Source organism: Colwellia sp. KS18-150 (assembly GCF_057551365.1).
This window is the reverse complement of sequence record NZ_BAAJMC010000003.1, coordinates 248,717-260,689: the sequence shown is the minus strand read 5'-3', so window position 1 is coordinate 260,689 and position 11,973 is coordinate 248,717. Positions and strand designations below refer to the sequence as shown.

13 protein-coding genes and 1 pseudogene are annotated in these 11,973 nt (G+C 37.6%); 9 read left to right on the top strand and 5 right to left on the bottom strand.

All coding sequences use genetic code 11. The annotated features are described in order from the left end of the window. Positions 1-190: 190 nt before the first annotated feature. Positions 191-478 (top strand): annotated as a pseudogene (locus AC27IF_RS06735) (thymidylate synthase); the annotation flags it as partial. A 97-nt stretch (positions 479-575) separates the two neighbouring features. Here AC27IF_RS06735 and AC27IF_RS06730 read toward each other — a convergent pair. The 4 genes from AC27IF_RS06730 to chrA form a co-directional block, all read right to left on the bottom strand. Next, on the bottom strand, positions 576-917 hold the full coding sequence (locus AC27IF_RS06730; protein ID WP_487053104.1) for a hypothetical protein: 342 nt from the start codon (positions 915-917) through the stop codon (positions 576-578). Then, entirely contained in the window at positions 914-1,432 is a 519-nt protein-coding gene (locus tag AC27IF_RS06725; RefSeq protein ID WP_487053102.1) for a hypothetical protein, read from the bottom strand. The genes AC27IF_RS06730 and AC27IF_RS06725 overlap by 4 nt, the downstream gene beginning before the upstream one ends. A 134-nt stretch (positions 1,433-1,566) precedes the next feature. Beyond that, positions 1,567-1,734 (bottom strand): hypothetical protein, encoded by a 168-nt coding sequence (locus AC27IF_RS06720; RefSeq protein ID WP_487053100.1) that lies wholly within the window; start codon positions 1,732-1,734, stop codon positions 1,567-1,569. A gap of 90 nt (positions 1,735-1,824) precedes the next feature. Next, positions 1,825-2,979, bottom strand: a complete 1,155-nt coding sequence (chrA, locus tag AC27IF_RS06715; protein WP_487053099.1) for a chromate efflux transporter — start codon at positions 2,977-2,979, stop codon at positions 1,825-1,827. A gap of 371 nt (positions 2,980-3,350) precedes the next feature. Between chrA and AC27IF_RS06710 the strand changes: the two genes are divergently transcribed. The 4 genes from AC27IF_RS06710 to arsJ are packed head-to-tail and all read left to right on the top strand — an operon-like array spanning position 3,351 to position 6,506. Next, on the top strand, positions 3,351-3,701 hold the full coding sequence (locus AC27IF_RS06710) for a metalloregulator ArsR/SmtB family transcription factor (RefSeq protein WP_487053098.1): 351 nt from the start codon (positions 3,351-3,353) through the stop codon (positions 3,699-3,701). A 39-nt stretch (positions 3,702-3,740) separates the two neighbouring features. Next, complete coding sequence (locus AC27IF_RS06705) at positions 3,741-4,241, top strand: phosphatase domain-containing protein (RefSeq protein ID WP_487053096.1); 501 nt, start codon at positions 3,741-3,743, stop codon at positions 4,239-4,241. Between the two features lie 22 nt (positions 4,242-4,263). Then, positions 4,264-5,274: an ArsJ-associated glyceraldehyde-3-phosphate dehydrogenase gene (locus AC27IF_RS06700; RefSeq protein ID WP_487053095.1), complete on the top strand. Its 1,011-nt coding sequence runs from the start codon at positions 4,264-4,266 to the stop codon at positions 5,272-5,274. Then, positions 5,274-6,506, top strand: a complete 1,233-nt coding sequence (arsJ, locus tag AC27IF_RS06695) for an organoarsenical effux MFS transporter ArsJ (protein ID WP_487053094.1) — start codon at positions 5,274-5,276, stop codon at positions 6,504-6,506. Before AC27IF_RS06700 ends, arsJ begins: the two co-directional genes overlap by 1 nt. 338 nt (positions 6,507-6,844) lie before the next feature. On the opposite strand, the gene nagB is transcribed toward arsJ, so the two are convergent. Then, entirely contained in the window at positions 6,845-7,651 is an 807-nt protein-coding gene (nagB, locus tag AC27IF_RS06690; protein ID WP_487053092.1) for a glucosamine-6-phosphate deaminase, read from the bottom strand. Positions 7,652-7,944: 293 nt separating this feature from the next. On the opposite strand from nagB, the gene AC27IF_RS06685 reads away from it, so the two are divergent. The 4 genes from AC27IF_RS06685 to AC27IF_RS06670 all read left to right on the top strand — a co-directional run bounded on the left by AC27IF_RS06685 (position 7,945) and on the right by AC27IF_RS06670 (position 11,802). Next, on the top strand, positions 7,945-8,757 hold the full coding sequence (locus tag AC27IF_RS06685) for a crotonase/enoyl-CoA hydratase family protein (RefSeq protein WP_487053091.1): 813 nt from the start codon (positions 7,945-7,947) through the stop codon (positions 8,755-8,757). A gap of 138 nt (positions 8,758-8,895) precedes the next feature. Further along, positions 8,896-10,350 carry an HDOD domain-containing protein gene (locus AC27IF_RS06680; protein ID WP_487053090.1) on the top strand — a complete coding sequence of 485 codons (1,455 nt, stop codon included), beginning with the start codon at positions 8,896-8,898 and terminating at the stop codon, positions 10,348-10,350. 67 nt (positions 10,351-10,417) lie between these two features. Then, positions 10,418-10,918 carry a YcxB family protein gene (locus AC27IF_RS06675; RefSeq protein ID WP_487053089.1) on the top strand — a complete coding sequence of 167 codons (501 nt, stop codon included), beginning with the start codon at positions 10,418-10,420 and terminating at the stop codon, positions 10,916-10,918. Between the two features lie 14 nt (positions 10,919-10,932). Then, positions 10,933-11,802, top strand: a complete 870-nt coding sequence (locus tag AC27IF_RS06670) for a sulfite exporter TauE/SafE family protein (protein WP_487053088.1) — start codon at positions 10,933-10,935, stop codon at positions 11,800-11,802. Positions 11,803-11,973 lie beyond the last annotated feature (171 nt).

Sequence of the window (11,973 nt, the reverse complement as noted above, 5' to 3'; positions counted from 1 at the left end):
AAATTAATTTGTATTATGTTGTAATGTATTTTAGATAAAATCTCTGAGGTAGTTATGAGCTGAAGTGCGTGAATAGAATTAGCTAATAAATATTTCAGCTGACAATTATTTTTTTGGTAATGTACGGTAATTAAGAGAAATATTTAATCTTGTGCGAAACGATTTAATTTAAACCCCTAATGTCACAAAAAATTTTAACCAAGTGCAAGTGTTCTTCTTTTTAGCTATTATGGCACAAATTACCGGTCTTAAACCCGGCAAGGCGTACCATAAAATTGTCAATGCCCATATTTATGAAGACCAATTGGCATTAATGAAAGACGTACAATTAAAGCGTGAACCATTACCATCTCCTAAATTAATCATTAACCCTGAGATTAAGTCGTTAAAAGATTTAGAAACTTGGGTCACCATGGATGACTTTACTGTGGAAGGTTATGAATGCCATGACGCAATTAAGTACCCGTTTGCGGTGTAAGGGGTAACTTTATAGATTCATAATGATAAAAGCCGACATCAGTCGGTTTTTACTTTTATCACGCTTAAATCGGCTCTGAGCCTTTTATTCCTTTTATTCAATTCACCATAGCTGTGATTTGATCATAACCGCCTCCATAAAGACCTATACTCAAATCGGTCGATATATCTGGCACTCCAATTTCTGTACCACGTATAGAAAGAGTTAACTCTCCGGTAGAGGTTTTGAAAATAGTTGCAGAAAAGCCTGTAACTGGATCAGAATATTGGCTTACTACTACAGGGTATAAGGCGGAAAATGTTTCAGCTTGAGTTTGAGTCATACTAGCGCCGTTAGTATCTGTTAATGCATTAAGTTGATCTACAGTATTACCTGTACTTAAGATTGAATAAGCCGTTTGTGCCAATGCAGCATTATTAAATATTTGTTCTACGTTCATTTTGAATCTTCCTTAATAAAAAATATTCTGTCTAATAACAGTCTTAAATTTGTGGTATTTTCACATCCAAAACTAGACGGATGAGCTATTACTGTTGGGAAGTCTCCTCCAATTCTCCGGTAATGAGTCATTCTCCCTAAAATTTTACCCTCTGCTTTGCTATAAACAATAGTTTCCCTTTTATAAACCTCAGGATTCGATACGCTAATATGCTCTTTTTTATATTTTGAAAAAAAAATGTATTTTTCAATATTTGAACTTGATTCTGGCGGTGCTATTAAACCTTTTGCTAAACCGGAATGGCTTTCATATTCCAATTTACTAAGAAATATTTTTTCATAAACAATTATTCCTCCATCTTTTTCACAAAGCTTCTTTACTCGAACATCCCAATAAGCCTTATTAAGCTCGGTATAAATAAAAAAAAATATCGCAAACCCTATAATGGCAAGAGGTATAAAAACAATGGTTTTTATAATCCCTCCACCTTGTTGACGCTTATGTAATTGATTCATTCAGTTTCCTTACATTAAAAAACTACCTTCCCTTGCCCCTTCACTCACCCCACGCATTAATGGCGCTAATAAAAACTCCATTAATCGTCGAGAAATAAAAGGGGTCAGAGCCGTTTTAATTTAATAGTCACAGCCTAACTTTTCTTCCAACCAATAGGTCTTCCACGTTTACCTTCGATCACAGACCTGCCGCTTAACTCCTCAACTTTAAACTTAAACTGTTCATCTCCTAGTGCTAACCCTTTATTTGTTGCTTGTCTAATATCGTCAACCAACTTTGGCTCAACATGATGAGTAAACAACGATCTATAATTTTCCTGTCTCACCTTAATATCTGGGTGAATGGCTAAGTACACAGGGTGGGAAGTTTATATGATATTGAAACACTATAATTAATGTGCATAGGATACAATAAAGCCAAAAGCTATAAAACTCATTACGAGTAGCATTATGGATAGATTGGTGGTGCGTATAATGCAAAAACCAACGATGACTGCGGCCATATCAATAGGGTTAAAAACCGCAGAAACAAATACTGGGTGATATAATGCTGACATTAGCAAACCTACTACAGAGGCATTAATGCCCCACACCGCCCCAGCAACATTAGGCTTTGACGCTAGGGATTCCCACGCTTTATGAAAACTAAGAACAAGTAAAAAGCCTGGAAGGAAAATGCCAACAGTTGCAATCAATGCTCCCATAAGTGGATTCGTTGTGAATAAATCAGCCCCTAAAAATGCAGATAACGAAAACATTGGGCCAGGTACAGCTTGAGCAGCCGCATAGCCTAATAAAAAGCGGTCGGTATCAATGGCTTCACCTAACGTCTGTTGTAACATGGGCAACACTACATGACCACCACCAAAAACCAAACTACCTGATTGATAGAAATCAGTAAATATAGTCAACCAAAGTGTTGATTGTGCTAATAAAGGAAGTCCGAGGAATAGCACAATAAAAATAATAAACGGTACATAATTAATAGGCCTTTTGGATTGGAATACAGCAGCCTTTGTGGTTGATTTATGCATCAAGATACCGCTAGCTGCGGCCATAATAAGTGCTAACATTTGCGTAGTAATACTCGGAAAAACTAGTAATGCAACACTCGTTAGTACGCAAATAATAACGGCATTGCGCTCCTTACAAAAATTCTTAAATAAGGATAGTGTTGCATCAGCGACTACAACTACAGCTAATAATTTTAAACCATGAGTGACACTCGCTAGCCAGTTTGCCTCTTGAATATGTGGGGCCGACGCCAAAAAGAATAATATACATACCGAAGGAAAGGTAAAGGCAATAAAGGCTGCACAACCTCCAAAGAGACCTGCTTGGCGTAATCCAATGGCAAAACCAATTTGACTTGAACCTGGGCCAGGTAAAAACTGACTCAACGAAATTAAACGAGCATACTCGTCACTACCTATCCATTTAAGCTTTTGTACAAATACTTTTTCAAAATAACCTATATGGGCCGCTGGGCCACCAAAACTAATTAGCCCTAAAATAAAAAACTGCCAAAACACCTGCCAAATTTTCATTATTCTTTCACTTCACTAAGTATTGCTAAATAATCTGTATGTAAACTTGATGATGTTAAATATTACCACTAAACCAAGTTCACGATATAGGGCAATAATGTGATCTAATAGCCGTTTTAAGTTAATAGTCACAGTCTAGGCTTTCTTCCACCAATAGGTCTTACACGTTTACCTTCGATCACAGACCTGCCGCTTAAGTCCTCCACTTTAAACTTAAACTGTTCATTTCCTAATGCTAATCCTTTATTTGTTGCTTTTCTAATATCGTCATTAGGAATAATTCAAGCTTGACATAAATTCATGACTCACTACAATATAATAAAATTAGTATATAACAATTTTGTTATATTGTTAAAGCATAGAGATGATTGATGTCGCCCACGCAGTTTTATAAATGTCTTGCCGATGATATTCGTTTGAAATCACTGTTACTCATTGAACGAGAAGGTGAGTTATGTGTGTGCGAATTGATGACGGCGTTAAATGAAGAAAGCCAGCCGAAAGTTTCTCGCCACCTAGCACAATTGCGAAAGTGCGGTTTGTTAACGGATCGAAAACAAAAGCAGTGGGTTTATTACGCCATTAATCCTGAATTAGCCGAGTGGGCAAAGCAAGTACTTAGTTTAACGGCTCGTGAGAACAATGCCTTTTTGCAATCAGCCATAGAAAACTTACATAGCATGGGTGATAGACCAGAACGTTTAAGTAACTGTTGTGATTAGCTACAGCTAGTCGTTATTAACTTATCTAGAGAAAATTTTATGAATAAACATCCCTTTGATGCGCTAACCCTTGAAAATGGCGCTAAGCTAATATTTACCCCTTGCCCTGGTACAAAAGAGGCCTCGCTTGTTGATTCTGTGTCGCAGTTAAAATCTGCTGGCGCTTCAATGTTATTAACCTTGATGTTTGATGAAGAAATATCAAGGTTGGAGGCAACTTCGCTGCCTGATATTTGCCATGAGCATAAAATTACTTGGCTACAATTACCTATTGCCGATGATGCAGCTCCGAATGCCGCTTTTGAAACTAAGTGGCAACAACATCAAACGAGTATCATTGCCCATATTCAAGCTGGCGGTAGTATCGCGGTGCATTGTAAAGGTGGCTCAGGACGAACAGGTTTAGTTATTGGCTTGATATTAGCTGCACATGGTTGGGCGGCAAAAGGTGTTATTAGTGCGGTACAAGCAATACGACCTAAAGCATTAAAGCATCCGGTACAGTTAGATTATTTTAATGAAACATATAAATTAGCGTAAGCATTATTAGATAGGAAACAGCATGACAATTAAAATTGGTATTAACGGTTTTGGCCGTATGGGTCGTCTTTCAATGCGTGCAGCGTTTGACTGGGATGATGTAGAAATTGTTCATATTAATGATCCCGAAGGTGATGCAAAAACCTTAGCACATTTATTAACTTTCGATTCAGTACACGGTATTTGGCGTCATCAAGCCTCACACCAAGGTGGGTCAATCATCATTAATGAGCATGTCATTACTTGTAGTCAAAATAAAGCCATTGAAGACACTGATTGGTCTGGCTGTGATGTGGTGATTGAAGCTTCTGGTGTGATGAAACAAACTGCCTTATTAGAGAAATATTTATCACAAGGTGTTAAACGTGTTGTGGTGACTGCGCCAGTAAAAGAAGAGGGGATTTTAAATATCGTCATGGGAGTTAATGATGATTTATATAATAAAGAGTTACACCCTATTGTGACTGCTGCTTCTTGTACAACAAACTGCCTTGCGCCAGTGGTAAAAGTTATTCATGAAAAAATAGGTATCGAGCATGGCTCTATGACGACCATTCATGATATTACCAATACCCAAACGATTTTAGATGCGCCCCATAAAGATTTACGTCGTGCCCGTGCTTGTGGCATGAGTTTAATTCCAACCACTACTGGCTCAGCCACGGCAATTACCCATATTTTTCCTGAGTTAAAAGGGAAATTAAATGGTCATGCTGTGCGCGTGCCGCTAGCAAATGCATCGATTACAGATTGTGTTTTTGAGCTTAAGCGTAAAACCACTGTTGAAGAGGTTAATGGATTTTTATCTGCGGCAGCAGACAATGAATTGAAAGATATTATGGGTTATGAAGAAAGACCATTAGTATCAATTGATTATAAAACTGACCCACGCTCAAGTATCATCGACGCGTTATCGACTATGGTGGTTAATGACACCCAACTTAAATTATATGCTTGGTATGACAACGAGTGGGGTTATGCAAATCGTACCGCCGAAATAGCACGTATGGTAGGCCGCTCAGATCTTAACTAATGGCACTTTTATCTGGCGTGTCTAGTATGTCTAGGCAAGTAAAACAATACCTGATCATTACAGGTAATTATTGGGCTTTTACCTTAACAGATGGTGCGCTGCGCATGTTAATTGTGCTGTACTTTCATCAGTTAGGTTACAGCCCACTTAATATTGCCATGTTATTTTTGTTTTATGAAATCTTTGGTGTGGTTACTAACCTTGTCGGTGGCTGGCTAGGAGCGCGAATAGGCCTTAATAAAACCATGAATATAGGCTTAGGCTTGCAAATTTTGGCGTTAGCCATGTTAGCTGCGCCATCTTCTATGCTTAGCGTAGTGTACGTGATGGCGGCTCAAGCGTTATCGGGTATCGCTAAAGATCTCAATAAAATGAGCGCCAAAAGCTCGATAAAATTATTGGTAAAAAGTGATGCCCAAGACAAACTTTATCAGTGGGTAGCAGTACTTACCGGCTCTAAAAATGCCTTAAAAGGGGTAGGTTTTTTCCTCGGCGGTTTATTATTAACCTTGTTGGAATTTCAAGGGGCTATTTTGTTGATGGCGGCAATGCTGCTAATGGTTTGGGTATATAGCCTTGTTGCGTTGAAAGAAGATTTAGGTAAAGCGAAAAACAAACCTAAATTTAACGAGATATTTTCTAAAAGCCCGGCCATCAACATACTTTCTGCGGCGCGACTCTTCTTATTTGGTGCTCGAGATGTATGGTTTGTGGTGGCACTACCTATTTATTTAGCTGCGTCATTTGGCTGGGATCATTGGTGGGTCGGTACATTTATGGCCTGCTGGGTGATTGGTTATGGGCTAGTGCAATCTTTTGCCCCACATTTTACCGGTAAAAAACAAGGTAAAGTTCCTTCAGGTGGGGCGGCGCTTAAATGGGCCATATATTTAGCCAGTATTTCTGCGGCTATTGCCTTAGCACTCACTTTTGATCTTTATCCTAAATTTTCACTCTTGGGTGGCTTGCTGATTTTTGGCGCTATATTTGCGGTTAACTCGTCTTTACACAGTTATCTTATCGTCAGCTACGCAGGTGAAGACGGAGTTTCTCTTGATGTTGGCTTTTATTATATGGCTAATGCCATGGGGCGTTTGATAGGTACTGTATTATCAGGTTTAGTGTTTCAAGAATATGGTTTGATAGCCTGTTTATGGATTTCAACGGCGTTTATTATTATCGCCGCCTTGTTATCAACTAAGTTACCTAATACGAATTTGGCAAAAACTTAATTAACAATATTATTGCTGCTTATCAGTTAATACCATTCCGCATAAAGAAGTGCTCACTTAGAACTTCATGGGCGACATTAGAACAAACAAAATATGTGAAGGTATAGTTATTCTACATCAAACAAATTTTGTGCAGTTATCATGGTGCCCATGCGTTCCTGAAGGGCGAGTTTTAAAAGCTTATATGCGGCGTTATTGATTTTGACAAGGGAATAACCATTCTCTTCAATCAATGCCTTGCCTCTAAGCCTTTAAATTCTCGCTAAGCGATTACTTTCTTATACGGATTGGTATAGCTTAAACGGGTAAGCAGCAATAGTGTCTCTTATCTTATTAAATTAGTAATTATGATATAAACCAAACTCTTGGTTGATTTTAATATTTTGATTATTAGCCCATTGATAATATTCTTGATCATCTAACTGGCTAGCTGCGGCTTTATCGAGTAACACGATGGCATTTTCATGCATTTGTAATGCAGATGCTGGGCACATCGCCGATAGTGGGCCGGCAACCATATCTTTTACCGCTTTAGCTTTATTTTCACCTGTTGCCATTAATAACACATATCTAGCGTCTAAAATGGTGGCAATACCCATGGTCATGGCAAGGGTAGGTTGAAATTCATCGGCATCAAATAAACGAGAGTTATCGGTAAGTGTTTGCTGTGTTAAGGTTTTAATGCGCGTACGAGAAGCTAAGCTTGATGTTGGCTCATTAAAACCAATATGGCCATTAGCGCCGATACCTAGAATTTGTAAATCAACACCGCCATATTGTTTGATCTTTTCTTCATAAGCTAAACCTTGCTCTCTGGGATTTTGTCCTTGAGCGCAGGTAGGTAAAAAGGTGTTGTTTTTATTTATATCGACATGATCAAATAAATTCTCATTCATAAAGTGACGATAGCTTTGCGCGTTGCTCGCTTCAATACCAAGGTATTCATCAAGGTTGAAGGTGGTGGTGTTTTTAAAACTTAATTGACTGGTTTTATGTTTGCTTACCAATTGTTGGTAAAGACTAATCGGGGTACTACCCGTAGCTAAGCCTAAAACAGGAGAAGGTTTTTTATTGATTAATTCAGCAACCCAGTCAGCAGCATTTTCGGCTACTTGTTGTGCATCATCAAAAATAATAACTTGCATGATATTTCCTTAGAAAAATTAAACTATTATCCCTAGGAAGTAACTTCCTATAGGGAACAGAATCATTGCTTATTAACATGTTTGTCTGTTAGGTAGCCTATGGCTTATTATTTTTTGCAATGACATTTATCTAGGTGCGTTTTTGCAGTTTATCACAAGCGATAGTGTTTATGGAGTATAAATAAGGTATTTTATTGCTTGTTTACATATTTGTAATATGAATATTTCATCTGGTTCTACCAGTGTGTTTGTGAGAGACTAGCAAATACCACTTGTTTGATAATGATTAAAATATGGCTAACGATAAAGTGCTTTTTCACCTTGATGATAATATTGCTTATGTGTCTTTAAATAGGCCCGACAAGCATAATGGTTTAGATGAAGGGCTTATTAAAGCATTAGTGCAAACGGCTCAACGTATTAAAACAGATCGCTCTATTCGCTGTGTGATTTTACAAGGGCAGGGAGCTTCATTTTGTGCCGGTTTAGATTTTAATTATGTCGCTAAACACCCATCCATGATTGCGCGTTTTTTTCTTAAACTACCTTGGCGAAAAGATAATATGTTCCAGCGTGTTGGGCATGTTTGGCGTGACTTATCTATTCCTGTCATTGCTGTTGTACAGGGCAACTGCTTTGGTGCAGGTATGCAAATTATTTTAGGCTGCGATTATAGGGTGGTAACGCCTGATGCCAACATGTCAATCTTAGAAATGAAATGGGGATTAATTCCCGATATGAGCGGCATGGTGACACTGTCGCGGTTAACTCGTATTGATATTGCTCAAGAGCTGACGATGACAGGGCGATTTTTCTCTGGTATAGAGGCTGCGGAGTACGGTTTAGCTTCAAAAGTGAGTGAAACACCATTAGAGGTTGCTGAAACGTTAGCGCAAACAATTGCTAAGCAAAGCCCTGATGCTATTGCAGCAACAAAATATCTGTATAAAAAAACCTGGAAAAAAGATACTCGGGGCGCTTTGCTTTGGGAGCGAATCACTCAGTTACGTTTGCTAGGGAGAAAGAATCAACGTATAGCCATGCAAAATGGTTTAGCTAAAAAAGGTAAAGAAAAGCAGGCGTTTTTTGATCGTAGTAGTTTTTAACAGGGGGAAATAAATAACTTTCGACAAAACAACTAATTGAGTGCATAGTTAATAGTATCTATTTCAAAATAAACTCAAATTAATGCTCATAAGGTGTTTGATGGTTTTGAGGGGATTTATCTGAAGTGAACATTATTAATGATTAAACAATCGCCCAAAACGACTGAGCAGTGGATAGAGTTGATTGCTAATACTGAGCTACCGGCAATAACTTCAACTGCGAAAATGCTTGATAAATTTTCGAATGATGATAAATCGTCGTTACCCAAATTAAGTAAAGCGATATTACATGATCAAGCCCTCTCTTCTTGTTTACTAAAAGTTGCCAATAATGCCCAACATATAGGTATTAATAAGGTGACGACAGTATCTAGAGCAACCGTTGTTTTAGGTATTCAAACGGTTAAAAATGTTTGTTTAACTGCTAAATTAGTCGATAGCTTATTAGCGAGTAAAAGTTTAGATTTTCGCGTTTATGAAAAGCTGATGCAGTTAATGGCCAACTCTTTTTATGCTGCCATGTTAGCTAAAATGATGGTGCCCAATTATAGCGATGAAACTCAAGAAGAAGTTTATCTAGCAGCGTTACTTTACAGTATTGGGGAAACTGCTTTTTGGAGTAGTGGCGGCGAATTTGCTGATAAACTAGCAAACTCTGTTGATATGGATAATCCTGATTTTTCTCAATATTGCGAGCAAGAAATAGGGACAAGTTTTAATGCGTTAAGCAAAGGTTTAGCCACCACTTGGAACTTAAGTGATTTATTATTAAAAGCATTAGATCAGCCAGAAAGCCGTACCGATGAAATAAAGATCATTTATTTTGCTGATAAGTTGAGTGCTAACATAGCTCAGCCTGGTGATAATGAAGAAGACTTTACTGATTTACTTGAAGGTATCGCTGATATTATGGATATCAGTGTCAAACAATTAAAGGTGAGAATTGCTCATACTCGAGAGAAGGCGGTAGAGTTATTAAGCTCCTATGGCGCAGAAGTACTATCTGATCTAATAAAGGTACTGCCTAAAGGTAGCGATTTTGGTGTTAATAAGCACTTTGCTTCCATCCAACAAATTAGTAAAGAGAAAGCGGTACTCTCTTCTTTCATGTCGTTAACTAAGTTAATGAAAACTAGTCGTGATTTTAATGAATATATTCAAACCGTATTAATTGATGCCGCGAAAGCTTTTGAATTCGAACGTTGCAGTTTTTTAATGCTATCTGATGATAAAAGTATGGTGAAATCCCGCTTTGTTTTCAATGAGCATGGAGAGAAAGATCTCAGTAAATATGTTCTCAATATTCAAAAAAGTGAAAGTGCCATAACACGTGTTATAGCCTCGAGCATACCTGTACTGATTAATGATTATACGCATCGACAGTTTAGAGATTTAATCACTAAAGAGTTTGCAACATTTATGAATGAAGGGGCTATCGCTATCATGCCAGTAAGCATTGGTAATAAAACTATCGGTGTTGTCTGTGGACAGTTTCTAACAAATAATAAAAAGATCACAACAGATGATTTTACGCAGTTATCCTCTTTAGTTGATCACTTAAATATGTGCTTAACTATGATCATGCGGAGCTAATGACATTACCGTTTAACATCTGTTAGACTCTGTTTTTTATTATTTCCAATAATTGCTATAGAGCCTCATGACTTCTTCTCCATCTTTTACCAGTAAATTTACCCTAGATAAGCAGCATTTTATAGAATGTTATACCCAAACCAATACGGTTGATCGTTCGAACAAGGCATATTTCAAATCAGGTATTTTAACGGTGTTTGGTTTATATCTTTTACTCTTCACTCAGGTAAATGCTTATGCGGCTTGGTTTGTGATCGCATTAGGGATATTGGAAGCCGTAAGTATATTTTACCACCAACCTTGGTGGGTCATCAGACAGATGCTCTCAAGGGCTTCTAATAGTGAAGTGACGTTAACTATCGATGAACAAGGCGTTTTAAGTGAATCCTTTTATAATTCAGGCCGAATTTTATGGCAAGATACCACTGAAATAAAAGAGTCAGAGCTAGGCTTTACTATTTTTTATACTATGGATAAAACAAGCGGTAAAAGTTATTTATCGAAAAATTGTTTATCTATTGAAGCTCAGGCTTATATCGTAGAAAAATCTAACACGTTAAAGAGTTAAGAGCTGTAAATCTCATGTCTAGTGCTAATCCAATTCGCTTGTCTAACCCTAAGTTTATTGTTGTTTTTGCTCTTTTATGGCTATTTATGCTGTACAGCGCTAGCCAGCCCTTACAAGAATTATTTGATTATTGGCTATTCAGCTTTTTAGGTGTCATTGGTGCTATATTTGCCAATTCGACAGGCGCTGGTGGTGGCGTAATTTTTATTCCTATGTTTACTCAGTTGAATTTTACTGAGCAGCAAGCAATTGCCACAAGTTTTGCAATTCAATGTTTTGGCATGACAGCGGGTGCCGTTACTTGGTGCCATCATTATCATAGTCAAAAAAGAGATTTACGTTTATGGCAAGGCTTTAAACGTATTATTTCAGTTACCTCTGTAGCATCGATGATTGCAATTACCGGTATTTTTAGTTGGCAAGTATCATCACCAGCATCGCTTCATTTCAGTTTTAGTTGGTTCTCTCTTTTATTAGGTGTGTTTATTATATTAACGGTTTATATGCTTAAACCACACCGAGAAAGAAGTGAAATTTATCTTTTCGATTACATTGCTTTAATCGTTTTGGGTCTGTTCGGTGGTGCTGTGACAGCATGGTTGAGTGTAGGCGTTGGTGAGCTGTTAGTGATATACCTTATCTTAAGACGCTTTGATATTAATATGGCAGTGGCAGCAGCTGTTGTGGTGTCTGCTATAACTGTTTGGGTTGCAATAGGACAAGTTAAAGAGGATGTTTACTGGCAAGTTATTTTATTTGCAGGTCCTGGTGCCGTTCTTGGAGGAATTTTTGCCAAAACACTCGTTACTCATATGTCTGCAACAAGGCTTAAATTATTCTTTGCAATCTGGCTACTAATTACAGGTAGTGTCGGTATCATCTAATCACTGAGTCGATAAACTCTTATCCTTGCTTAATGGCGAAGGTAATATGCATCGAACAAAGCCCCTTCGCAGATTTATCAAAATAACCGGATAGAATAATTATTTCTTTATTGGTTAATTCCTGACTTAATTTCAGTTTTTTTATTTAAATAACAAATTTAAACCGGATAT